The sequence below is a fragment of the Sphingomonas sp. So64.6b genome, from assembly GCF_014171475.1.
Classification (GTDB): domain Bacteria; phylum Pseudomonadota; class Alphaproteobacteria; order Sphingomonadales; family Sphingomonadaceae; genus Sphingomonas; species Sphingomonas alpina_A.
In genome coordinates this window covers 3114643-3138006 of the sequence record NZ_CP048817.1, presented here as the reverse complement: position 1 = coordinate 3138006, position 23364 = coordinate 3114643, and the positions used below count along the sequence as shown (strand labels likewise).

The following is a 23364-nucleotide window of genomic DNA, read 5'->3' as shown; positions in this document are numbered from 1 at the left end:
ATCGCGGATGGCATCAGGACGCAAAAACCGTCATCCTGGCATTGACGACGGGGAATCGGGGAAAGCGCGAATGTTGCGGCCAATCATCGCGGGTATGGCGCTGTTATTCTTTCCCGGCGCCGTCGCGCAGGACGTGCCGTCTGCGCCGGCGAACCCGCCCGCACCGGCGGCTGGATCGGCCCCGGCCGCCCCGGTGACTGGATCGGCAATGTGCGGCGGCGATGGCGCCGTGCCGAAGATCCCGACCTTGTTGCCCGGCTACGGCGGTGGCGGGTTCGTGGTGCGCACCATGGTCCCCGAAGCGCAGGCGTTCTTCGACAACGGCATGCAGCTTGGCCAGGCCTTTGCGCACAAGGCGTCGATCGCGGCGTTCGCCGAAGCGGTGCGGCTCGATCCGAATTGCGCGATGTGCCGATGGGGTGAAGCATGGGCATCCGGGCCGACGATCAACTATCCGATCGATGCGGCGGCGATGGTCAAGCTCGAGGCGAAGGTGCTGACCGCGGAGCGGCTGGCGGCAAGCGGGCCGGCAAAGGAGCGCGAGCTGCTCGCCGCGCTTCGGCTGCGTTATGTCAGGGGCGGCGGGAAGGGGCCGGGCGACCTGGCGTTCGCGCGCGCGATGGACGTGCTGGCCGAGCGTTATCCCGATGACGATGCGATCGCGACGCTCACCGCCGATGCATGGATGATCCTGACCGCGCACAGCGACAGGATGCGCTATATGCCGCGATCGGTCGTGTTGCTCGAACGCGTGCTGAAACGGCATCCGGATTACACCCCGGCGATCCATTTCTATATTCATGCGACCGAGATCAGCGGTTTCCCCAAGCGCGCCGAACCCTATGCCGACCGGCTCGCCGCGCTGGCGCCGGCGGCGAGCCATCTCGTCCATATGCCGTCGCATACTTATTATTGGATCGGGCGCTATCAGGATGCGGCCGACACGAATATGCGCGCGGTGGAGATCGGCATGGCCAATGCCAAACGACTTGGCATGACGATGCCCGATGGCGTGTGGCAATTGCCCTATCATCCGCACAATGTGCAGTTCGGTGTCGGCAGCGCGCTGATCTCCGGCGATGCGAAGACCGCGCTGGCGCTGAGCGATCCGCTGGTCCGCATCGCGGCTGGCCGTGCCGATGGGTCGGCCTATGCGCAGATCGTCGCCGGCACCGGTTATTTCGCGCAGGCGCGCTTCGCCGATCCGAAAATCGTGCTCGCGCTGCCCGAACCGAAGCTGCCCTATATGAAGGCTTATTGGCATTATGCGCGCGGTGAGGCTTATGCGCGGCTCGGCGATGTGAAGAGGGTCCTGGCGGAGGCCGCAGCGATCAAGCCGATCGCCGCGCCCGGGAATAATAGCCCAGCCATGGCGGCATCGCGCATGGCGGCCATCGCCAGGGCCGTGCTGGTCGGGCGCGCGGCGATGCTCGATCACCAGCCAAAGGCGGCGCTGAAGGCATTCGGCGTGGCGAGCAAATTGCAGGAGTCGAAGATCATGGCCGGGTTCGCCGACCCACCGGCTTGGTGGTATCCGGTGCGCCGCGACATGGCCGCTGCTTTGCTTGCGATGGGCAAGCCGGCCGAGGCGATCCGCATGGCCGACGCCGCGCTGGCCGGCCGGCCCAGGGATCCGGTCACGCTGTCGGTGCGCGCCGAGGCGGAGGCGGCGATTGGTTCGGCCAGGAGCGCGGGGCTCGACCGAAGAGCGGCGCTGGCGGGATGGCGCGGTGATCGGGCGATGCTGGGCGGGTTCGGCGCGGCCCGGTAAAGCGTAGTGCGAACAGCCCGAACTGGCGCGGCTGGCGACATGGCTAGCGGCGCGCCGGGAATCCGAAGCTCAGGCTAGAAAAGACGGTTTCGAAATCCGTCTCGCGCGCGGCGGGGAGCGGCCTGGTCCAAATCACATTGATCAGCCAGGATCCGCGTCGCGGCATTGCAAAGCGAGCGCGTCCGGCGGCGTCGGTGCGGTGCGTTTCGAACGGCGCTTCGTCATGGTCGAGATCGGTGAGCTTGATCAGCGCGCCCGCCAGCGGACGGCCGTGATAGATCACGCGGACCGGCAGAAGCGCTGAGCGCGGCATCGCATAGGGGCTGATCTCGGGCACGATCTCGAGTGCCAGGCCGAGTGGTTTGGTGACCTGCGCCTGCGAACCGCCGGGCGGTCCGACCTGCACGATCGCCTTGGCGATCCGGCCGTAATTCTCCGATCCATCGGTGCCGGTCCGGCCGGTACGTGCGCGGAGGGTGAGTGCGGGGGTCAGGCCTTCGACCTTCAGATAGTCGTTGTAGCGGATCGCGGGCAGATGGCTTTGTGCGGTCGTGTCGGTTTCGAGCACCAGCATATAGGTGCCGGGGTTCCGGAAACCGATCGTGCTATCATCCGCGCCGCCGGGATGCAGGCTCGCGCGCAGGTCGATGGCGCTGCCCGCCGGGGTGATCGCGGCGAAGCGCGTGATTCGGCGCAGCGGTATCGGCGAGCGTTGCCGCAAGGGACCATGACCGACCTGCAGCGTGACCGGCATCGCCGCGCCGGGACGTAGCCAGAAGGCATTGGGCTGAACCCAGAAATCATGCGCAGCGACCGAGGTGGTACAGGTCAGCGCGGCTGCGAGGCCGAGCATTTTCCGTGAGGGAGTGGCGACGGGCACCGGCTTGTTTCCTATTCGAGATGATCGGGCTGATAGCCCGGTGTGACGGGCAGGAAGTTGAGCGACGCGGCGAGCATCGCGACCGCGATCAGCCAGCTTGAGGCGATCTTGAGCGCGATCGGCGCGTGGCGGTGAATGATTGCGGCAGGCAGGATGATCAGCGCACCGGGCAGCGCGCGCAGCAGATCGGACGGCGGTCCGGTCGTGGCGATGACCGCCCCGGCCCACAGGCCCGCATTGCCCGATAGCGCCAGCACGGCACATGGTCCGGGGCCTCCGCGCAGGTGGACACAAGCTGCCGTGACGATGAGGCTTGCCCAGCAACCGAGAAAGGCGGTGCCTTGCATGGCCACGGGAAAACCCGAGACTGAGACTATGGCTGCCCCGATCACGGCGGCGGCCAGGCCCGGCACGCGGATCCACCGTGGCGCGAATGCCAGCGTCAGGCCGAGCGTAGCGAACAGCAATGCCGCCGCTGCGCTCCTCATGCGCCAAGCGCCCGATACAGGAACCAGACGCCGGTCGCGGCGATGAGGCCGCCCATGCCGCGCGTGATCTTGATGCCGATTGGCCAGCGATTGAGCGTGCCGATACCGATGCCGGCGACGTGAAGCAGTCCGGTGGCGAGCACGAAGCCGAGACTATAACCGACCGGATCGGCGGCCGAAGGCAATTCGCGGCCATGCGCATAGCCGTGGAACAGCGCGAACAAGGCAACGATCGGCACGGCGAGCCAGACCGGCGCGCGCAGCGCCAGCGCGATACAGCCACCCAGTACCAACACGGAGGCGGCGATGCCGATCTCGACCGGCGGTATCGGCAGACCGATCATGCCGATCACCGCGCCGGCAACCATGACGCCGGGGAAAGCGACCGGTAATGCGTAAATCAGCGGCCGGCCGAGATGGGCGCCCCATAGCCCGACCGCGACCATTGCCAGCAGATGATCGAACCCGCTGAGCGGATGGCCGAAACCGGACAGGAATCCGCCGGCAAGGCCGGTCCCGTCATGCGCTGCCGCCGGGCCGGCGAGCAGCGAGCCGCCGACAATGGCGATCAGCGCGACGATCGCCCGCGACCGTGTCGAAACCCGGGTCATTCCTTGTAAGGCTCCGCGCCGGGAGCAACATGAGGTGCCGTCTCGGGTGCCGCGAGGAACGGGAATGTCGTGACGGAATGCGCGCGCTCGTCCCGATCCACACCGTCGTTGATGCCGGTCGGCGTGCCGTTCGCGAGCAATGAGCGATAGGCGTTGACCGCGCTGTAATTGGGCGTGCGGCCGCCACAATCGCCGGCCAGGGCGGTTTCGCCGGCCAGGCTGGCGCGTTCGATCGCGAATAATTGGGTGCAGGTCGTCGCTGCGCTGTTCACCCAAAGCCGATCGTCGGCAAGCAAAGCGGCGAGCGCGCGGTAGCGCTGCGGCGGCGGTGCCTTGCGATCGATCAGCAGCTGGTTGCCGCAGATGCCGTCATACCCGTCATAAAGGCCGAGCGATTTCTGGATTTCGGCAACGAACACCGCCGAACTGGCTGGCGTTGCCGCATTATAGGCCTCTTTGAGTATGTCGCCCCGGTCGGAGTCGAGCGGCGAGAGCAGTGCATTGCCGGTCAGCGGGCGGCCGGCGCGATCGATGCGCCGTTCGGGCGACACGGTGTCGCTCCACACCGCGAGCAGCTTACCGCCCTTCGCAACGAGATCGAGATCGACCGAGATGACGATCGATGCCGGGGTCCATCCGGCGAGGAAGTTCTTGGCCGGGCCGCCATCGGTGTGCCGCCACTGATCGAGGATGTTGCGTGAGGTGGCGGCGTCGAATTGCGCGCATCCCGCGCTGTCGTAACGGGTTCCGGCGTGCAGCGCGGCGCTGGCGACATCGAATGCCGCGCGCGATCCGCGCACATTATTGAAGAACGGGTCATCGCGCAGTCCGGCAAAGACGCGGAAGCGGTGATTGCGGCCTGCGATGCCCTGCGGCCCGCTCGCATCGCCGATCGCCCGGTCCTCGGTTCCGACCCGGCAATCGGCCGCCGTCATCGCGCTGAAGCGGCAACTGATCATGGCGGTCGCGTTGGTCTGGCCGAAGTCTTTGCCGCTATCGATATGGAATTCATAAGCGAGCTTGTCGGAGAAACTGTGCCCGACCACTGTCATCACCAGGTTGAGACGGTGGCCATCGGTCGAGGTCCAGGCGTAGAGATCGCCGATATCGGCGCGAGGGTCGGCGATCACCGATGGCGTGTCGAGATGATCGGACGCCCGGGCGATGCCGGACATCGCGATGATCGAGGCCGATGCGATCGCGGTCGCGACGATCCACCGGAGCTGGATGCTGGTTCGGGATATGGGAGCCATTTCGGGGAAGCCATTCGGGTTGCTGTTGATGTCGAACCCGGCGTTAGGCGCGATGCACGCCGCCCCGCTGTCGGATTCTTTAGTCAAATGCAGGCCGCCCCGGCGGCGGCGCGAGATCGCTAAAGATCCTGATAGCGGTCGGTGCCGGCAACATGGTTGAGATCCGCCTCGCCCGATCCAGGGCGCAGACGGAAGAAAGCCATGTATCGCAGAGAATTCATCAAGATGACCGCCGGCGCATTGGCGGCCACCGCACTTGCCGGACGCGGCATCGCGAGCGGCACCGGGAATGTCGGGGCGGATGCCGGCGTGGTCGATGCCCTGCATTATCGCCACTTCAACAAGGTGCGCCGCTTCGCCAAAACACCATTCGGCGAGATCGCCTATATCGACGAGGGCCGGCCGCTCAGCGTCGCGCTGTTCCTGCACGGCTTTCCACTCAACAGCTTCCAGTGGCGCGGCGCGATCGACCGCCTGTCGATGTACCGGCGCTGCGTCGCGCCGGACTTTCTCTCCTTGGGATATACCAGGGTCGCGCCGGGCCAATCGGTCGATCCCGATGCGCAGGCGGCGATGCTCATATCGCTGCTCGACACGCTGAAGATAAAGACGGTCGACCTGGTCGCGAGCGACAGTGGCGGGGCAGTCGCGCAATTGCTGGTCGCGCGGCATCCGGAGCGGGTACGGACTTTGCTGCTGACCAATTGCGATAGCGAGATCGACAGTCCGCCGCCTGCGCTGCTGCCCGTGATCGAGCTATCGAAACAGGGTCAGTTCGTCGACAAATGGCTCGCGCCATGGCGCGCCGACAAGGCTTTGGCGCGGTCGGCGCAGGGCATTGGCGGAATGTGTTATTCGGTCCCCACGCAACCAAGCGACGCGGCGATCGAGATGTATTTCGCGCCGTTGCTTTCCGCGCCACGCAACAAGGCGCTGGTCCATGCCTATGCGGTCGCGCAGGAACGCAATGCGCTGGCCGGGATCGGGCCAAAGCTCAAGCGCAGCACGATACCGACACGCATCGTGTGGGGCATGCAGGATACGATCTTCGAAGCAAAGGGGGCCGAGCATCTCGACCGTGCCTTTGGCCAGTCGCGCGGCGTGCGGCGGCTGAGTGTCGGCAAATTATTCTGGCCCGAGGAATATCCCGACATCCTCGCCGAGGAAGCCGCCGCGCTATGGAATACGTCGCTACTCTGTGCGGAGGCGCAATGCGACGCGCCAAGAACCGGGGATCAACTGATCAGCTGAGAAGAGCCGATCGCCGAAAAGCCGAAGGAGATTGTCCATAGGTTTCGCGGAACGCGGCGCTGAAATGGCTGTGGCTCGAAAAGCCGAGGTCGAGGCCAAGCGCGGTCAGGTCCTCATAATCCGGCAGCAAATCGAGTGCGCGCGCCAGTCTCAGCCGCAGCTGATACCGATAGAGCGGGATCCCTTCGACCTGCTGGAAGACCTGAGTGAGGTAGACCGGCGACCCGCCGACTTCGGCGGCGATCTCGGCCAGCGTCCAGCGTCGCCCGAGGTCGCTTGCCAGCACGACTTTCGCGCGGTCGGCGAGCCGTTGTCGTCCGGCGCTGCCGCCGGCGGTGTGGATGTTCCGCGCGCCGAGCGTATGCTCGACCAGCGCCAGTGCGAGGCTTTCGGCCTCAAGCGGATCGGCGTTCCCGCGGTTCAGGCCGTGGCGGAGCATGGCGAGCAGCGTCTGCGCCTGCGGGTCGATGCGCAGGCGGTGATGGTCGAAAGCGAGCCCGCCGCCGTCGCGCAACAGCGATTTCGGCGCCAGTTCGGCCAGAAACGCTTCGTCGATCGCCAGCGACAGGCAGGCGTCGCCGCCAGAGATCGGATGGCTGATGCGGTAACCGTCGCCGGCGTTGAAAAAGACCATCTGATTGGCCTCGCCGATCGCCTGGTTGCGACCGAGATGCCGCGCAAAAACGCCGCGATAGGGGAAGACCAACTCGGTCGCCGTCGCGCATTCCTCCGCGCTGCTATGCCGGCACGTGCCACGACACACGATGTCACGCACCGTGACGACCGGGGTTTTCAGCAGGATATTGACGGCGACTTCGGTCAATTCGGGTTCCATGACGGAATTCGGATGATCATCGCCTTAGTCGAGCTCGGGTGGAAATTCGAGTATTTCGTGGCGCCGCTTGATCGCCCGACGCCGCGAGTTAGGGTGGCTTCGCGTCGATTGGGGGACGATAAGGGGGCAGCGCCGTGGCAACAGCATCGACCGGCCGACGCGACCTTGCGCTCGATGCGTTTCGCGGGCTTGCCGTGCTGGGCATGGTGCTGGTCAATCTGCAGGGTTCCGGCCCGGTCGCGTTCGGCATGTTCGAGCATGCGGCATGGGACGGGGTGAGCTTTGCCGACCTGGTCTTTCCGTTCTTCCTGCTTGCCGCCGGGCTTGCCGTGCCATTGGCGCTCGACCAGCGCGCGCATCACGGTGTGCCCGCCGGTGTTTTCGTGGCGGTGCTGCGCCGCGCGGTGCTGCTGTTCCTGATCGGCGCCGCGATCAACTGGTTGTACCGGCCGGATCTCGATCTGCATCAATTGCGCGTCGCCGGCGTGCTGCAGCGGATCGCGATCGTCTATCTCGCCTGTGCATGGTTGTGTTTGTCGGTCAAAGGGTGGCGGGTGGCGCTGATCGTGGCGCTGCTGCTGCTGGTCGCCCATGGCATCCTGTTGCTGCTGCCGGCACAGGGCGAGGCGAGCGCGAGTTTCGCGCGCGGCGCGGGAATCACCGCGTGGCTCGACCGCGTCGCGCTGCCCGGCCGACCGTTCCGACCTGACTATGATCCCGAAGGCCTGCTCTCGACGCTGTCGGCGATCGCCAGCGGGATGATCGGGGTGGCGGTGCAACGCGCCGTGCAAGGGAGTGCGACACCGCTGCGGATCATCGGTGCCGCGGCGATCGTCTGTCTCTTGCTGGCGGGCGTCGCGACTTTATGGTGGCCGCTCAACAAGGCGCTGTGGACGCCCAGCTTCGCGCTGCTCACCGCCGGACTCGGGCTGGTGCTCTGGGTCGCGCTGCGTGGCGGCTGGTCGTGGTTCGGGGCGTCGGGGGTCGCGCGCTTCACCGTCGTGCTCGGCCAGACGGCGCTGACGCTCTACGTCGTCCAGGCGTTGCTCGCCGCAGTGCTGATCCAGCAGATCGGCGGGGAAACCCTGTGGGCAACGGGATATGACACACTGGGCCGCATCGGCCTGTCACCGGGCTGGGCCTCATTATTTTTTGCTCTGATTGCCGGCGGTGTGTCGATCGCGATCACCTTGTTGCTGCGGCAACGCGGGTGGCTGCTCAAACTTTAGCGCGGCCCAGTGGCGATTGCGGGGGCTGGTTTCAAGTGGCGCGAATTGCTACCGTTGCACACTTGCAACACACTGCAAAGAATTGATTGCTGCATTGCAACAACCCAATTGCATTTGCCATTCGACGCGGTAAATGCACGCCCCGTCTGCATAGGCAGCGAATCCGATGACGAGGAATATAATGAAAATCAAGTTTTTGCTGGCATCCGTTGCCATGCTCGCAGTCGCAACGCCGGCGATGGCGCAGGATACCGTTGAAGAATTCAAGGGCGGCGCCCGCATCGAAGCACGTGCCGTGCTCGATCACGTCAAGTTCAGCGTCGACGGCCTCGGCGATGCCAGCCGTACGGGCTTCGGCTATGGCGTCGAAGCTGGCTATGACGGCACGTTCTCGGGCGTCGTTGTCGGCGCCTATGCCGGCATCGAAGGTTCGACCGCGAAGCTGTGCGACTCGAGCGACTGCGTCAAGGCCGGCCGTAACATCACCGTCGGCGTTCGCGCTGGTGGCGTCGTCGGCAAGGGCCTGCTGTACGTCAAGGGCGGTTACAGCAATGGCCGTCTCGAGATCGAAGATACCGATCTCGGCGCGAATGCCGACGGCTTCCACCTCGGTGCGGGCTATGAAGTCAATGTCAGCGCGAACACCTATGTGAAGGCGGAATACGTCTACACCAACTACAGCGTTGGCGACACGCTCGGTTCCAATGTCGATCTTCAGCGCCATCAGGGCCTGGTCGGCGTCGGCTTCCGCTTCTGATCAAACTGCGGGAGGCGGTTCGCCGCTTCCCGCATCTTGCCGGTCGCGGTGACGAATCGTCGTCGTGGCGGGTCAGGAAATTCCGGGGACATGATATCCGATTCCGACAAGGGATCGGCTATTGTGTCCCCGTTGTTTTTGGGGCGGCGATCAGATCGCGCGTCATCGCGCCAAGCCGTTGGGTCACCGTCATCGCAACATATAAGGCGGAAAAGTCGGGCCAGCCAATGGCGGGCTGCCGGCGGCTTTCTAAACACTTATCTCTTGCACTAAGTATTGCGCTGAGATACTTAGCCTTATGGAACAGTATGAAGCGCAGCTCGACGGCATTTTCCAGGCGCTTGCCGACCCCACTCGCCGCGCGGTGCTGGGACGGCTGGGACGTGGACCGGCGAGCATCAGCGATCTGGCGCAGCCGTTCGACATGGCGTTGCCGTCGTTCATGAAACACATCCGCTTCCTCGAAGGGAGCGGGCTGATCCACACGCGCAAACAAGGCCGGGTGCGCACCTGCACGATCGATCAGCAGCGCTTCGCCGCGATCGACGGCTGGCTCGCGACACAGCGCGCGGTGTGGGAAGGCCGTACCGACCGGCTCGAGGCGTTCGCCATCGCATTGCATAAAGAGGATAAATCATGACCGTCCGGCCGACCTTGCCGATCGATCCCGAACTCGACCTGACTATCTCGCGCATCATCAAGGCGCCGCGGTCGGCAGTGTGGCGGGCATGGGCTGAACCGGCGAATTTCGAACGTTGGTGGATACCGGCGCCGGCCCGATGTCAGGTGGTGGCGCTGGACTTGACCCCCGGCGGCGCGCTGGAGACGCGGATGAGCGAGGATGGGGGCGATTTCGGCCCGCATCTCAGCGGCTGTTTCCTTGCGGTCGATATGGGCGAACGGATTGTCTTCACCAACTCGTTGCTGGCGGGATGGCGCCCCGCCGAACAACCGTTCATGACCGCGATCATCACGTTGGCGGACCATCCGCTGGGTACGGAATATAGTGCGCATGTGATGCACAAGAATGGCGCCGATCGCACCATGCATCAGAATCTGGGCTTTGCCGATGGTTGGGGCACGGTCGCCGCGCAGCTTGCGGCGCTGGTCGAACGGCAGGCTTGAGGGGGCGATAGATCAGGCCGGCGCAGTGTTGCCGGCAACAGATCCGGTGCGTTCAAGCTTGCCCCAGCCAACGCCGAGCCCGGCGATCGCGGATCCGATCGCCTTCAGCACGACCCAGTACATCAACTGGCGATAGACGAAGCGTTGCGCGACGAGCAGGTGCGCGGGGTAACGCCGCTCGCGCGGTTCGAGGCGATAGGCGATCCAGCCGCAAAGAATGTCGATCCCGACGAATGCGATCCAGTATGCACCCATCGTCAGCACGTCGCTTTGCGTCTGTGCCCAGCCATGCTGCGACACGCGAACCCAGGTGCGCACGATCGCGAGCAGCAGGGCAAGGTCGATCACCGGCGAGACCGCGGCGAAGAATATCTGGAACAGCCAGGCCTGCGGCATGCCGATCAGCGCGAGCCCGAGCGGACGGCGTTTGCGGAAGATCGCACGGTGTTTCCACAGGCATTGCAGCGTGCCGAACGCCCAGCGGAAACGCTGCTTGGCAAGCGCGCCGAACTTTTCCGGGGATTCGGTCCAGGCGACCGCGTCGATATCGTAACCGACGCGCCAGCCGGCACGCTGGATCGCGATGGTCAGGTCCTGGTCTTCGGCCAGCGTATCGACCGGATAACCACCGACCGCGTCGAGCGCTGCGCGTCGCCATGCGCCAACCGCGCCGGGCACGACCATCATCGCGTCGAACTGCGCCAGCGCGCGGCGTTCGACATTCTGCGCGGTGACATATTCGACCGCTTGCCAGCGCGTGACGAGGTTGACGCGATTGCCGACCTTGGCATTGCCCGCGACCGCGCCGATCGTCGGGTCGGCGAACCAGCGCACCAGCCGCGCGACGGTCTCGGCCTCGAACTGGGTGTCGGCATCGAGTGCGACGATGATCTCGCCCTTCGCGTGAAGCAGCGCACGGTTGAGTGCGTCGGCCTTGCCGCCATTGACCAAAGTCAGCAGCTTCACTCGGGGGTCGTTGCCGAATGCCTCGGTTACCACGGCGCTGGTGCGGTCGGTCGATCCGTCATCGGCAACGATCACCTCGATCGCGGCGCCGGTGCTGGCCAGCACGCGCTCGATCGATGCGACGATCACGCGTTCCTCGTTCCAGGCCGGGATGACGATCGAGACCAGCCGATCGGGGTCGAACGGCGGGGGCACGATGTGGCGTGACGCGCGCTTGCTCCGCAGCGCGAGGCCGGCCATGATCACCGCGCGGCCGATGCCAAGCGAGATCGCCAGCACGAACAGCCAGTCGAGCGACCATACGATCGCCGCGATCACCGCGAACACCCCGACATCGGCGCGCATCGCAAGCAGATCGCTGCCGGTGATGCGCGGCATGACCTGGTCGCGCGACAGGCCGGCGAGCGTCGAGACGGGCACGAAGCGATAGCCGCGCGCGCGCAACCCATCGATGATCCGCGGCAGTGCGGCCACAGTCTGCGCGCGGTCGCCGCCGCCGTCATGCAGCAGGATGATATTACCCGACCGGTCGTCGTTTCCCGCCAGCACCTGTTTGATGACCTGATCGACGATCGCGTCGGCGCCCGGCCGCTGCCAGTCATTGGGATCGACGTGCAATCCGACCACCGTATAGCCACGCTCCTGCGCCTGCAGCGCCGGGCCGAGTTCGTCGGCCGTCGTCGGTTCCGCATCGCCGAAATAGGGTGCTCGGAACAGGCGCGTCGCGCGGCCGGTATAGGCTTCGATCAGCCGCTCGGTCGCGTTGAGCTCAACCGCGATGCTATTGTTGCTCGCCAGCGCCATATTGGGGTGAGTGTAGCTGTGGTTGCCGATCTCGCCGCCTTGCGCGACGATCCGGCGCAGCAGCAGTGGGTGGGGCAGGGCATTCTCGCCGATCACGAAGAAGGTGCCCGCGACGTGCCGCTGCGCGAGAATATCGAGGATGCGCGGCGTCCAGGTCGGATCGGGACCGTCGTCGAAGGTCAGCGCGACCTGTTTCGGCAGCGCGCCGGTGCGCTGAACGACGAACGGCGTGGGCAAGGCGTCGAATAATTCGTCGCGGATCAGGCGCCGGGAATCGAGCGTGACGCGGCGCGCGCCATCGGTCGGCGAGGCGGCAACGCGCAGAATCTCGCCATTGCCCTCGACATCGACATTGGCGATCGGGCGGATACGCGACAAATCGGGCGTGCCCTTGCCCTGCCAGTTATCCAGATCGGACCACACGCCGGGATCTTCGCTGCCGAGCCGCCACAACGCGACCGAGTTGACGCCCAGCGCACGGGTCACGCGCAATTGGTTCCAGGCGGATGCGGCGTCGAGCATCCACACCTGATGCGTCTCGCCGCCATCGGTATAAGCGAAGGAACTGTTGCCGCTGACGGAATCGAAGCGGATCGTGGCGCTGCTGTCATGCGCGGCGAGCCACGCCTCCTCCATCGACAGCGCGTCGACCTTTCCGTCCTGACCGTCGCGTGCATGCCAGTCATAAGCATAGCTGCCGAACGCGACGATCAGCCGGTCCGCGCCGACCGCCTTCACCGCGTCGCGCACTTGCTGCGCGAACCAGGGCTGCGACGCGATCGGCCCGGCGGTGCCGCCCTGCCAATGTTCATCGTAATTCATCAGGAACACCCGGTCGGCGACGCGCCCGAACGCGCGCAAATCCCATGCCGCGTCGCCGGCGGGTACGGTCAGCGAAACGATCAGGTGGCGCGGCGTAAATACGGCACGCGCTTCGCTCAGGAAGATGCGATAATCGGCGAGCGACGAGGCCGGTAGATTCTCGAAATCGAATACCACGCCGCCGGCGTGACGTTGCGCCAGGATCGTGGCGAGTTTGGTGATCAATACACCACGGGCCTTGCGATCATGGAACAGGGCCGCGGCGCCGGTACCGTCCCACACGCCGCCGGAGATATTCTGCACCATCGGCAACACGGTCGGCCGATGCACCGCGCTGTCGAGGATCGCGTCGAAATTGGGATCGGTGACCTGACCGAGTTGGTGATCCTTGCCCGCGACAGCGAAGGTGGCCGGTACGACCCAGTCCAGATCGTCGAGATGCGTACGCAGCGATACCTTGCTCGCTTCGTCCCATGGCACGTAGAAACCCACGGTCAGCGGTTTGCCGCCGGGTCGCGGGGCAGTGACACGGCGCGGTAGCCAGCCGAGCGAGCGGAGTTCGGAATTGAGCTTGTGCCGGATCGCGGCGACCTGCGCGCCGAGCGGCAATGCCTGAGCGCGCTCGTAGCGGATCGGCAATGGATCGCCCGCCGGCACATCGATGATCGTGACCGCGAAGATGCCGGCGACCGCGACGATCAGCGCGATCATCGAAAAGGCCGCGCGAAACGACCAGCGCTTCCGCGTTCCGCGGGCATCGAAGAAAATGGGTTTTGACATGGTCACCGGTGGCCGACGTCTAGGCCACGAAGATCTCTCGAATCATGGCGTGGGCATGACATTCTTGTCATGTGACATGAACTGCGGGATGGCATGAACCGACAATATTTGCCTGTATCGATCAAGCACCTGTGGCCTCAGCCGGCACCGCGCGCCAATCGTATCTCGACCGCCGCACCTTGAGTGGATGGCAGCATCGCGATTGTGCCGCCGGTCGCGGCAAGGAGCGAGCGGGCGATCGACAAGCCGAGGCCAGTGCCACCGGTGTCGCGACGACCCGTGAAGAAGGGTTCGAATACGCGTTCCGCATCGGCCGCCGGAATGCCGGGGCCGTCATCGCGCACGGTGACCGCAATGCCATCGCCGACCGGGCGGATCGCGATTCCGACCTTGCGCGCGCCCGCCTGCAGGCTGTTGGTGACCAGCGTGTCGAGCACCGTCTCGAACACCTGAGACGCGATACGTGCGGCGATCTCGTCCGGTTCGGCGGTAACCGATACCTCTAGCGCATCGAAGCGTGTCGCGACACGCCGGGCGATGGTGGTCAAATCTGCCTGTGCATCGCTATCGCCCTTCGCCATATCGGCGCGCGCCAGGTCGAGCAGCCGGTCGGTCAGACGCTGCAATCGCTCGGCGTCGGCGTTGGCATTGGCGATGAAGCGGCGGCGTTCGTCCGCGTCCATGGTCACCCAATGATCGTCGAGTAGTTCGAGCGCGCCGCGAATGCCGGCGATCGGTGTCTTGAATTCGTGGCTGACCGCCGTTGCGAAATCGCGCAGATAGCGCGATCGCACCGCGATGCGGTCAGCCATGATACGGAAATTGTCGAACAGTTCCTGGATCTCGATCGCCGCGGTGGTCGGCGTTTCGGGCATATCGGCCGAGCCCATCTCGGCCGACCCTTGCGCGACACGCTCGGTCGCGCGGGTCAGCGCGATGATCGGCCGGGCGATGCCACGCGAGAGCAATGCGACCAGCACGAGCAAAGTGCCGAAGATCAGCGCCACGCCGAGCGCGATCTTGCCGCGATCCTGATAGATGCCGAGCAACAGGCCGCGCGGGCTGCGTGACAGCAGGACCACGCCGACGATCTTTCCTTGTGCGATCACCGGTCGCGCGTGATGGACGCGGATCGTCGCGGCACGGCTGATCGATTCCCAGAAGATGCCGTCGCGAAATTCCTGTCGCTGGCGCAGCACCGTCGCGCTGCGTCCTTTCAGCGCCAACCCGACTTCGGCGTCGCCGGCATAGCTTTGTCCGATATCGTGCTTGCCGAGTACGACAATGCCGTCGCGGTCGAGCAAGCGCACCGCGGCAAGCGTTACCGCGGCTGAATCGTTCGCGATCGGCTGCAACTGTCGTGCGACCGCGATAGCGGCGGGATCGGCACGATGCTCTGCCGGATTGGTCGTGCCGGGTGGCAGAACCCGCATCGTGCGCAAGTCGATCTGCGGCGGTTCGGGCGCCAGCGGCGGAGTGCCGGTTTCACGCTTGCCCTCGTTCCACGCCGCTTTGTACGCTGCGGCGAGCACCGCGCCCTGCGCGATCAGCTCAGCCTCGGTTTGTTGTACAATCGTGTTTTCATAGACGCGCAGGAATACCGCGCCGAAGCCGGGCAGCGCGGCGGTGAACAGCAACGTGCCGAACAGGATCGTGCGCAGCGGCAGCGCCGGCCAATGTCGCTTGACCGATTCCTTGAGCGACCGGATCAGCCGCACGCGCCGATACGATAACCGATCCCGGCGCGGGTCTCGATCAGGTCGCCGCACCCGGCCGTCACGAATTTCGCGCGCAGATTACGGACATGGCTGTCGATCGTCCGGTCGGTGACTGCGAAGCCCGGCCCGTGCAATCGGTCGATGATCGCGTCGCGCGAGAAGACGCGCGAGGGCAGCGAGGCGAGCAGCAGCAGGAGCTGGAATTCGGTCGCGGTGGTTGGCACCGGCTGCCCGTCCCAGCGCGCTTCCCATGCTTCGGGGTCGAGCGCGAGGCGACGATGGGCGATCGCCTTGCTTGCGCCGGCCGCACCGTTCGACCCGCCCTGACGCTTGAGGATCGCGCCGACCCGCGCGACCACTTCGCGCGGCGAGAAGGGTTTAACGACATAATCATCACCGCCGACCTCGATCCCGACGATGCGGTCGATCTCGTCATCGCGCGAGGACAGGAACAGGATCGGCAATTCGGCCTGGGGCAAGCCCGACCCACGCAAACGGCGGCACAGGTCGAGCCCGTTCAGGCGCGGCATATTGATGTCGAGTACCATCAGGTCGATCGGCGCGTCGCCCGGATTGGCCTGCAGCGCGGTAAACGCGTCCTCGCCATCCGCCGCTTCGGTCACCCGCATGCCCGCCTTGGCCAGCGCGAAGCTCAGCAGGTCGCGGATATGGGGGTCGTCATCGACGACGAGGATATGATGGGCCATTGCGCGCATGTCTGTCACTCCGGGGTAGGTTGCGTCAACGGCGCTTGCTCGACCGTTAGCGAGGCGGTCCACGGTCCCGCCGACCGGCCGAGCAGCGCGGCCCAATACCAGGACGAGACGTCGGGCCATGCTTCATCGGCATTGGCGCCGCGCACCTGTTCGCAGGCGATCAAGATGCGGCCATCGCGTGTCGCGGTGAAGCAGGAGGCGGGCTTGCCGTCGGTCGCGATGCGCATCGCGACCGGTTCGATCGTATAGCCGATCGCGCGGAAGCAATCGCTCGCCGGATGCAGCGCGCGGGTGGCGACGGCGACGCGGCGCAGCACGATCTGGCGGCGGCCGTCGCTGAAGCGCGCGACTTGCCCGGGAAATTGCCGCGCGAGGAAACGGTCGGCGGGGGCGGGGGCGATGCGCTTGATCGGACGACCTTCGAAGCTTGTGGGCCAAGGCGTTGATTGCGTGGGCGCGGCGATGGTTGCGGGGGAGAAAAAAGGTATCGCTGCAGCAGCAAATGCGAGCAGGATGGCTGAGAAAGACAGGCTATTCATACCGTCATCCTCCGTGGCGCGACCATCGCGGCGAGCAATCCGGCGACCATCATGAAGGCTGCAATCCCGACCGCCTCGTGCGCGACCGGTCCGCTCAACCGGGGCACGAAGCCATTCTCGAGATAGAAAAGGCTGGCGGCGCGCAGCGCGTTGGCGGCGATGGTCAGGATGACCGCCAGCGCCATGGCGCGGGCATATTTCAGCGGGCCGAAGCGCGCGACCAGCGCGATCGCACTGACCAGCAGCAGCGCGGCCCATAGCATCTTCACGCCCGCGCACGCGGCATCGAACAACAGCCGATCGCCGTTCCAGTCGAGCGCGACCCCGTCGACCCCGACATTGATGCCGTTCATGGCAAGCAGCCCGGCGGTGAGCGTCGCCGACACCAGCCGCAGCGGATAAGCGAGGAAGAATTCGAGGCTTGGCAACACCGGCAGCGCGAGCAGGCCAAGCCCGATCGCGGGTGCGGCGGGCAGATCATCACCCGCCGCGTCGCGCAGGATCAGCACCAGACCCACCACCGTAATCCCCATCCGCACCAGCGGCGGGGCGGTCAATGCGGCAAGGCCATAGCTCGCGAAGATCACGCACGGCAGAGCGGGTGAGACCGGGCGCGCCTGGCCGACGGCAAGCTTGCGCACGACCGGCCAGGCCAGCGCGACCGCGACCGCGCTAAGCGGCAGCCAGGTCAGCCCATCCCCGAGCCGCCCGGCAAGCAGCCGCACCGCATCCCAAAAAGCGAGTGCGGCAAGTGCCAGCGCGAAAGCCGGATGCATCAGGTGAATGCCGGTGTCGGCATGGCGGACAGCGCGCGGCGTCGGCGCCACAGCCATACCAGCAGGGCTGCGACGATCGCCAGCAACGCCCATTCATGCGGCTCGGGAATGGTCGGCACTGCGTCGGCATCGGGGATCGCCAGGCCATTCGCCTTATATTCGGCGTCGGTCGCCAGCACCACCGCGCCACTGACCGGTGTGACGACATTGGCGCGTCGTGCGAGCTGGACCGCCGCCGCGCGCTGGTCCTTCTTGCCGCTGAGCGCGCGGATCGCCTCATCCGCCGCCCAGAGCCGCGCGATATGGATCGATCCCGGCGTGGCCGTATCAGGGGCTTCCGCGATCCGGATGGTCCGCCATGCAGCGCCGCTTTGTGCGATATCGCCGAGCAACTCGCTGACGTCGCGCGCCGGATCGGCGGAGGGCGACACGAAGCGTGCATTTTCGAACCAGGGCTGGCCATCGATCGCAAAGGCCGCACCCGCATCCGCCTGATAGCGCACCAGCCGCGGAAGTGTGCCCGAACGCTCCAGCACCTGCTCCAGTCCGGCATTGGCGCGTTCGAATGCGACCGGCTGGGCGCCATGCACCCACAGCAATACCGCATCGGCAGCGTGCGTTTCGGCAATCGCATCGGCGACCGCCGGCACATTATCCTGTCCACCGATAAAGTCGGTATCGGTCAGCGCCTTGCGCACCAGCTCGCGCTGCGCCGATCCCCATGGCGCGAGCGCAATTGTCACTGGTGTTTCCGCGGCAATACGCAATGATACCGGCAAACCGCGCGGCAGTGCGTCGAGCGCGCCGAGCAAAGCATCGGCGGCGGCCTTGTTGCCGACCGAACCATCGACGACGATCGCCAGCGCGCCTGGGCGAGCAACCGGCGTCCGTGCGATATGCTGGACGATGGTGATCGCGGGTTGCTTGCCCTCGGCGGCGATCGTCGCGCTGCGCACGTTCGGACTTGTGACCGGCGCGATGTCGAGGTGCGGGCGCAAGCGGGCGTAATCGGCGTCGCGTATCTTCCCGGTCACGCCGGTTTTGCCCTTAATCGTCGATCGCGTCAGCGCGGGCGGCGCGGTGATCGGGGTATCGGCTTCGATCCAGATGCTGTGCGGCTGATCGGCGGCGATATCGAAATTACGCTCGACGATCGCCGGCAGGGTCAGGCTGCGTGCTCCGTCGCGCGCGGTGACCAGCGGGGCGGAAATACCGATGCGGAACTGCATCGATTTGTTCGGATCGATCGGGAAAGCCTGGATCAGCAGCCGTCCGGCGCCATCGGTGGTGACCAGTAATGGGTCGCGCTGGCGTTGCACGATCGCGGTATAGGCCGCGCGCGTTTCCGCCCGTCCGCCGATGCTCGCCTCGCGCGGCTCGCCATTGACCCATAGGGTGGCGCGCGATGCGACCGAGCCCTCCGGCAGCGCGAGGGTCAGGCGTGCCTCGGCCTGCCTCCGGCCGGTATTGCTGACCGTACCGGTCCATTCGACATAAGCCAGACTGTCGGCGCCGCTGATCGACCCATCGATCCGCGATCCGGTCAGCGCAAGACCCTTGACCCGGCCGCCGACCGACGTGCCGCCCTGGTCCTCATCCCAATTGAAAAGGCCCTCACGCCGCGCCGCGCCCGACAGGGTGGCGGGATCGACCGCATTGAACGCGATTCCGGTGACGCGATAATAGAGTTCGCGCGCCGCCGTGCTCGATACCTGTGGCGAACCAAGGCCGCCCGCTTGCCAGCTTGTCGCAAGAAAACTCAACACGCCCGGCGCCCGCCCGGCATCGCCATTGCCCAGCCGCAAGAGGATGCCCCGATCGCCGATCCAGCGCATCGTCGTCACGGCGCTGCGCTGGCTGGCCGCATCGCCCTGCCACCGGCCGACCGCGATATAGGTCGCGGTGGCGGGCACATCGACCGCGAATAGCGCAGTCAGGCCGATCATCACGCCAATCGCGATGCGGCGCCCGCTATGCTCGACCCAGCCAGCCAAATTATTGGTCAATCTGATCGCCATCAGCAGCGCGGCGACCGGCGCATAAGGGAGCAAGCCGAAGCCGAAGAAGATGATCGCGATCAGGGCGACGGGCAGCATCGGCAGGAAGACCAGGACATAACCCGCCGCGATGCCCATCGCCGCGCCGCCGAAGATGATCAGCGCTGGCTGGGGCGCGTCCTCGCGTCGAGCAGCGCGCCACAGCAGGAAATTGATCGCCGGGACGCTCGCCACCAGCAGGACATGCGCCGGCGTCGGGATCGGGTCGAAGAACGCACCGGCGCAAAATCCGCTGAGCAATTCGATCAGGATGACCAATGCGGGAAAGATCGTGCCGGCGATCAGCGCCAGCATGCCGGGGAATGATGATTTTTCGCGATAGGACATGGCGACGGCTCCAGACGGCGAGTGAGTGACACCTGACTGGCAGATCGGCATGCGCGGGCGATCCGCGCACCATCTACGGGTGGAGGAATTGTCGTGCAGGAACGGTGCAGGGGGACGCCTTCGGATGGGGCTTTGAATGTTTGACGCTTGCCGCGCGGCGGGGCAAAGCGTGTCACACAATCGTCATAAATCAAGGCCCGGGCCATTCGCCAGATCGCCGCTCTACCCTATCGCACCAGTGGCGATGCGCTCGACGCGCCGATCAGCGTGCTGATGGTCACTTCGCGTGAGACCAAGCGCTGGGTGCTGCCCAAGGGCAATCTCGTCACCGGCCTGTCGCCGCACGCTTCGGCGGCGCATGAGGCGGAAGAAGAGGCGGGCGTGATCGGCGCGGCCTGCCCGACCAAGATCGGCAGCTATGCCTATCGCAAGAAACTGCGTAACGGCGCGTCGCTGATGGTCGAGGTCGATGTCTTCCCGATCGCGGTGACGAAAGAACTCGACGAATGGGAAGAGCAGGACGAGCGTGAGCGGCGCTGGTTCTCGCTCGCCGATGCCGCCAATGCGGTCAACGAGCCCGATCTGGGCGACCTGCTGCGCAGCTTCCGGTCGAGCGATATCGTACGCAGCGGCATGCGGCTGGCCAATGCCAGGGAAATCACACAGGGGTTCAGAATGTTTCACTGGTTTCAGGCGCTGTTGCCCAAGCAAGGCAATTTCTTCGGCCTGTTCGAGGCACATGCGGTCACGCTGATCGCGGGCAGCGACGCGCTGGCGCGGCTGCTGCAGGGCGGGTCGGGCATGGCCGACCATATCATGGAGATCATTGAGCGCGAGCATCAGGCCGACGACATCACCCGCGAAGTATTGGTCACCGTGCGCCGTACTTTCCTGACGCCGTTCGACCGCAGCGCGATCACCAGCCTGATCGGCGCGATGGACGATTCGATCGATCAGATGCAGCAGACCGCCGGTGCGATCAGCCTGTATGAGGTGACCGAGTTCGAGCAGGAGATGAAGGACATGGCGGCGATCATCGTCGACGCCGCGCGCCTGATCGCCGAAGCGCTGCCCTTGCTCCGCAACATCCACGCCAATGCGACGCGCCTGCACGAACTGACCGAGCGGCTGGTGCGCATGGAGGGCCAGGCCGACGAGATCCATGCTGCCGGTCTGAAGGCCGCGTTCAAGGCGCATGGCAAGACCAACACGCTGCAATTCATCGTCGCGCGCGAAATCTACAGCCATCTCGAAAAGGTCGTCGATCGGTTCGAGGATGTCGCCAACGAGATAGACGGCCTCGTGATCGATCACGCGTAAGGGCGGGGCCAGATCTAACCATGACCACGACCATCATCGCCCTGCCGCTGCTGTTCGCGCTGATCGCGCTGGCGCTGGCGTTCGATTTCCTCAACGGCCTGCACGACGCGGCCAACTCGATCGCCACGGTGGTCTCGACGCGGCTCTTATCGCCGGTCCAGGCGGTGCTGTTCGCCGCCTTTTTCAACTTCGCGGCCTATTTCGTGTTCGGGCTCAAGGTCGCGGAGACGATCGGCAAGGGCATCATCGACAAGGATATCGTCAATCCGCAAGTGATCTTCGGCGCACTGGTCGGCGCGATGTTCTGGAATGTCGTGACCTGGTGGAAAGGCATTCCATCCTCGTCCAGCCATGCGCTGGTCGGTGGGCTGATCGGCGCCGGCACCGCGCGTGCGGGACTTGACGGCATCGTCTGGTCGGGGGTCGCCAAGACCGCTTCGGCGATCGTCGTGTCGCCGGTCACCGGCCTGATCCTGTCGATGCTGCTGATGCTCGCCACCGCATGGATCTTCATGCGCGCGACGGCGGGCCGGGCCGAGGGTGTGTTCAAGAAGCTGCATCTGTTTTCCGCCGCTGCCTATTCGCTCGGCCACGGCGCCAATGACGCGCAGAAGACGATGGGGCTGATCACCGTGCTGCTCTATTCGCAGGGCATGCTGGGCGGCGAATTCCATGTTCCCGGCTGGGTCGTGTTGAGTTGTTATATCGCGATCGGGCTCGGCACCTTGTCGGGCGGGTGGAAGATCATCGAGACGATGGGCACGCGGATCACCAAATTGTCGCACCAGCAGGGTTTTTGCGCGTCGGCCGGCGGATCGGTGATGTTGTTCGCGGCCTCCGCCTTCGGCATTCCGGTGTCGACCACTCACACCATTACCGGCTGCGTGGTCGGTGTCGGCGCGGCGCGGCGCGCCTCGGCGGTGCGCTGGAGCGTCGCTGGCCGGGTGGTGGTCGCCTGGCTGATCACCATTCCGGCCTCGGCGATCGTCGGCGCGATCTTCTACTGGCTGGTCGCCCTGCTGTAGGGCGCGCTGGCGCAGCATTCGCGCCCGATTCAACCATGGTGCCACTTGCCCTAGCGCCGGGTTATGACCATCAGCATCACCGTTTGTAACCTGGCACTGGGGGAGCTTCGCGCGCCGCCGATCGCCGATATCGATGAGAATAGTATCGAGGCACGCGAGTGCGCGCGATATTATCCGCAATGCCTGACGCTGCTGCTTGAGCGGCACGAATGGAGCTTTGCGACGAAGATCGCGGCGCTGCCCGCGCTGACTCTCAATCCACGGGCAAGCGAATGGGCGCATGCTTACGGCCTGCCGGCCGATCTCGGCACCGCCAAGCGGCTGGTACCTGCGGTTGGTGAATGGGTGCCGGCCGCAGGACAATGCTTCATCGTCGAGGCGGGAGTGCTGTATGCTCAGACCGCGAATGCGGTACTCGAATATTCGCCCAATCAGGTTGCCGAGGCGGCGATGCCCGCAATGTTCGTCGATGCGCTTGCCTTCGCGCTGGCCGCGCGGCTTGCCGTGCCGGTGCGCGACAGCCGTGAGATGAAGGCGCAATTGCTGCAACAGGCCGAAGTCGCCGCACAGCGCGCGATCGCCGATGACCGCAATCGCCAGCCACAGCGTGATGCACAATATGACGGGACCTTCACCGACCAGGTGCTGATCGCGCGGACCATCACCGGCGGGGATATCTGATGGCATTGCGCACCGGTCAGCCCAATTTCAGCAAAGGCGAGATCAGCGAAGACCTGCTCGCGCGCGTCGATGTCGGCGCCTATCAGGTTGGCTTGCGCCGCGCGCACAACGTGACGATCCTGAAATATGGTGGCGTCACCAAACGGCCGGGTACCCGGCTGGTGGCGGAAGTCTATGCCGATCAGGGCGTGCGGCTAACGCCGTTCCAATTCTCGCTGACACAGACCTACGCGCTCGAAATGGGGCAGGGCTATATGCGCCCGGCCGCTGGTGGTGGTCTGGTGATCGAGGAAAAGCTGACGATCGAGGCGATCACCCTGGGCGCCACGACCATGATCCAGGCGGCCTATCACGAATATGTGGTCGGCGATCAGGTCTATTTCGATGGGATCGAGGGCACGACCGAGTTGAATGGCCGCGTCGCCCGTGTGCTGAGCGTCGGCGATAGTGCGCATTTCACGATCGATGTCGATTCGACCGGGTTCGGTGCTTTCACGGCGGACAATGACGGCACGACGCGGGTCGCGGCGCCCCCCCCCCCCCTCCGCCGCCGGTTCCTCCCCACCACCGCCTCCGCCGCCGCCCGATGTCGGTGGCGGCGGCGGCTCAGGCGGCTTCTGCGTCGTTGACGAC

General features: G+C 65.5%; 21 protein-coding genes. 10 read left to right on the top strand and 11 right to left on the bottom strand.

Annotated features, from left to right (window positions below; genetic code table 11):
• Positions 1-70 precede the first annotated feature (70 nt).
• Positions 71-1771 (top strand): hypothetical protein, encoded by a 1701-nt coding sequence (locus G4G27_RS15090; protein WP_183109418.1) that lies wholly within the window; start codon positions 71-73, stop codon positions 1769-1771.
• 43 nt (positions 1772-1814) lie between these two features.
• On the opposite strand, the gene G4G27_RS15085 is transcribed toward G4G27_RS15090, so the two are convergent.
• The 4 genes from G4G27_RS15085 to G4G27_RS15070 are packed head-to-tail and all read right to left on the bottom strand — an operon-like array spanning position 1815 to position 5090.
• On the bottom strand, positions 1815-2651 hold the full coding sequence (locus G4G27_RS15085; RefSeq protein ID WP_244624350.1) for a DUF4198 domain-containing protein: 837 nt from the start codon (positions 2649-2651) through the stop codon (positions 1815-1817).
• A gap of 11 nt (positions 2652-2662) precedes the next feature.
• Positions 2663-3139, bottom strand: coding sequence for a hypothetical protein (locus G4G27_RS15080; protein WP_183109417.1), 477 nt, complete (start codon positions 3137-3139; stop codon positions 2663-2665).
• Positions 3136-3750, bottom strand: a complete 615-nt coding sequence (locus tag G4G27_RS15075; protein WP_183109416.1) for a HupE/UreJ family protein — start codon at positions 3748-3750, stop codon at positions 3136-3138. Before G4G27_RS15075 ends, G4G27_RS15080 begins: the two co-directional genes overlap by 4 nt.
• Positions 3747-5090, bottom strand: coding sequence for a DUF4331 family protein (locus G4G27_RS15070; protein ID WP_183109415.1), 1344 nt, complete (start codon positions 5088-5090; stop codon positions 3747-3749). The genes G4G27_RS15075 and G4G27_RS15070 overlap by 4 nt, the downstream gene beginning before the upstream one ends.
• A gap of 114 nt (positions 5091-5204) precedes the next feature.
• On the opposite strand from G4G27_RS15070, the gene G4G27_RS15065 reads away from it, so the two are divergent.
• Positions 5205-6254 (top strand): alpha/beta hydrolase, encoded by a 1050-nt coding sequence (locus G4G27_RS15065; RefSeq protein WP_183109414.1) that lies wholly within the window; start codon positions 5205-5207, stop codon positions 6252-6254.
• Here the strand turns inward: G4G27_RS15065 and G4G27_RS15060 are convergent.
• Positions 6247-7077, bottom strand: coding sequence for a helix-turn-helix transcriptional regulator (locus G4G27_RS15060; RefSeq protein ID WP_183109413.1), 831 nt, complete (start codon positions 7075-7077; stop codon positions 6247-6249). The two genes, G4G27_RS15065 and G4G27_RS15060, sit on opposite strands and share 8 nt — an antisense overlap.
• Positions 7078-7223: 146 nt before the next feature.
• On the opposite strand from G4G27_RS15060, the gene G4G27_RS15055 reads away from it, so the two are divergent.
• The 4 genes from G4G27_RS15055 to G4G27_RS15040 all read left to right on the top strand — a co-directional run bounded on the left by G4G27_RS15055 (position 7224) and on the right by G4G27_RS15040 (position 10200).
• Entirely contained in the window at positions 7224-8318 is a 1095-nt protein-coding gene (locus tag G4G27_RS15055) for a DUF5009 domain-containing protein (RefSeq protein WP_183109412.1), read from the top strand.
• 181 nt (positions 8319-8499) lie between these two features.
• Positions 8500-9075, top strand: coding sequence for a porin family protein (locus G4G27_RS15050; protein ID WP_183109411.1), 576 nt, complete (start codon positions 8500-8502; stop codon positions 9073-9075).
• A gap of 298 nt (positions 9076-9373) precedes the next feature.
• On the top strand, positions 9374-9715 hold the full coding sequence (locus tag G4G27_RS15045; protein ID WP_183109410.1) for a metalloregulator ArsR/SmtB family transcription factor: 342 nt from the start codon (positions 9374-9376) through the stop codon (positions 9713-9715).
• Positions 9712-10200 carry an SRPBCC family protein gene (locus G4G27_RS15040; RefSeq protein WP_183109409.1) on the top strand — a complete coding sequence of 163 codons (489 nt, stop codon included), beginning with the start codon at positions 9712-9714 and terminating at the stop codon, positions 10198-10200. Before G4G27_RS15045 ends, G4G27_RS15040 begins: the two co-directional genes overlap by 4 nt.
• 12 nt (positions 10201-10212) lie before the next feature.
• Here G4G27_RS15040 and G4G27_RS15035 read toward each other — a convergent pair whose 3' ends face one another.
• The 6 genes from G4G27_RS15035 to G4G27_RS15010 all read right to left on the bottom strand — a co-directional run bounded on the left by G4G27_RS15035 (position 10213) and on the right by G4G27_RS15010 (position 19705).
• A complete protein-coding gene (locus tag G4G27_RS15035) occupies positions 10213-13572 on the bottom strand; it encodes a glycosyltransferase (protein WP_183109408.1) in 3360 nt (1119 codons plus the stop codon).
• 137 nt (positions 13573-13709) lie between these two features.
• Positions 13710-15290, bottom strand: a complete 1581-nt coding sequence (locus tag G4G27_RS15030) for a HAMP domain-containing sensor histidine kinase (protein ID WP_244624349.1) — start codon at positions 15288-15290, stop codon at positions 13710-13712.
• On the bottom strand, positions 15281-16006 hold the full coding sequence (locus tag G4G27_RS15025; protein ID WP_244624348.1) for a response regulator transcription factor: 726 nt from the start codon (positions 16004-16006) through the stop codon (positions 15281-15283). The genes G4G27_RS15030 and G4G27_RS15025 overlap by 10 nt, the downstream gene beginning before the upstream one ends.
• 5 nt (positions 16007-16011) lie before the next feature.
• Positions 16012-16545, bottom strand: coding sequence for a hypothetical protein (locus G4G27_RS15020; protein WP_183109407.1), 534 nt, complete (start codon positions 16543-16545; stop codon positions 16012-16014).
• The gene (locus tag G4G27_RS15015; RefSeq protein ID WP_183109406.1) at positions 16542-17378 is read right to left on the bottom strand and encodes an exosortase/archaeosortase family protein; all 837 of its coding nucleotides are present in this window, start codon (positions 17376-17378) and stop codon (positions 16542-16544) included. Before G4G27_RS15015 ends, G4G27_RS15020 begins: the two co-directional genes overlap by 4 nt.
• A complete protein-coding gene (locus G4G27_RS15010) occupies positions 17321-19705 on the bottom strand; it encodes a VIT domain-containing protein (RefSeq protein WP_183109405.1) in 2385 nt (794 codons plus the stop codon). Before G4G27_RS15010 ends, G4G27_RS15015 begins: the two co-directional genes overlap by 58 nt.
• A 267-nt stretch (positions 19706-19972) precedes the next feature.
• Here G4G27_RS15010 and G4G27_RS15005 point away from each other — a divergent pair, with 267 nt between their 5' ends.
• From G4G27_RS15005 to G4G27_RS14990, 4 genes are all read left to right on the top strand, one after another.
• Positions 19973-21025: a DUF47 family protein gene (locus G4G27_RS15005; RefSeq protein WP_244624347.1), complete on the top strand. Its 1053-nt coding sequence runs from the start codon at positions 19973-19975 to the stop codon at positions 21023-21025.
• A gap of 20 nt (positions 21026-21045) precedes the next feature.
• Complete coding sequence (locus G4G27_RS15000; protein ID WP_183109404.1) at positions 21046-22050, top strand: inorganic phosphate transporter; 1005 nt, start codon at positions 21046-21048, stop codon at positions 22048-22050.
• 63 nt (positions 22051-22113) lie between these two features.
• Complete coding sequence (locus G4G27_RS14995) at positions 22114-22731, top strand: hypothetical protein (RefSeq protein ID WP_183109403.1); 618 nt, start codon at positions 22114-22116, stop codon at positions 22729-22731.
• A complete protein-coding gene (locus tag G4G27_RS14990) occupies positions 22731-23360 on the top strand; it encodes a ubiquitin-activating E1 FCCH domain-containing protein (protein WP_183109402.1) in 630 nt (209 codons plus the stop codon). The genes G4G27_RS14995 and G4G27_RS14990 overlap by 1 nt, the downstream gene beginning before the upstream one ends.
• Positions 23361-23364 lie beyond the last annotated feature (4 nt).

Bases quoted from the DNA above. Each gene is read 5' to 3' on its own strand.
- G4G27_RS15090 (WP_183109418.1), top strand. From the start codon at position 71: ATGTTGCGGCCAATCATCGCGGGTATGGCGCTGTTATTCTTTCCCGGC.
- G4G27_RS15080 (WP_183109417.1), bottom strand. From the start codon at position 3,139: ATGAGGAGCGCAGCGGCGGCATTGCTGTTCGCTACGCTCGGCCTGACG.
- G4G27_RS15075 (WP_183109416.1), bottom strand. From the start codon at position 3,750: ATGACCCGGGTTTCGACACGGTCGCGGGCGATCGTCGCGCTGATCGCC.
- G4G27_RS15065 (WP_183109414.1), top strand. From the start codon at position 5,205: ATGTATCGCAGAGAATTCATCAAGATGACCGCCGGCGCATTGGCGGCC.
- G4G27_RS15050 (WP_183109411.1), top strand. From the start codon at position 8,500: ATGAAAATCAAGTTTTTGCTGGCATCCGTTGCCATGCTCGCAGTCGCA.
- G4G27_RS15045 (WP_183109410.1), top strand. From the start codon at position 9,374: ATGGAACAGTATGAAGCGCAGCTCGACGGCATTTTCCAGGCGCTTGCC.
- G4G27_RS15040 (WP_183109409.1), top strand. From the start codon at position 9,712: ATGACCGTCCGGCCGACCTTGCCGATCGATCCCGAACTCGACCTGACT.
- G4G27_RS15035 (WP_183109408.1), bottom strand. From the start codon at position 13,572: ATGTCAAAACCCATTTTCTTCGATGCCCGCGGAACGCGGAAGCGCTGG.
- G4G27_RS15025 (WP_244624348.1), bottom strand. From the start codon at position 16,006: ATGCGCGCAATGGCCCATCATATCCTCGTCGTCGATGACGACCCCCAT.
- G4G27_RS15020 (WP_183109407.1), bottom strand. From the start codon at position 16,545: ATGAATAGCCTGTCTTTCTCAGCCATCCTGCTCGCATTTGCTGCTGCA.
- G4G27_RS15015 (WP_183109406.1), bottom strand. From the start codon at position 17,378: ATGGCTGTGGCGCCGACGCCGCGCGCTGTCCGCCATGCCGACACCGGC.
- G4G27_RS15010 (WP_183109405.1), bottom strand. From the start codon at position 19,705: ATGTCCTATCGCGAAAAATCATCATTCCCCGGCATGCTGGCGCTGATC.
- G4G27_RS15000 (WP_183109404.1), top strand. From the start codon at position 21,046: ATGACCACGACCATCATCGCCCTGCCGCTGCTGTTCGCGCTGATCGCG.
- G4G27_RS14995 (WP_183109403.1), top strand. From the start codon at position 22,114: ATGACCATCAGCATCACCGTTTGTAACCTGGCACTGGGGGAGCTTCGC.
- G4G27_RS14990 (WP_183109402.1), top strand. From the start codon at position 22,731: ATGGCATTGCGCACCGGTCAGCCCAATTTCAGCAAAGGCGAGATCAGC.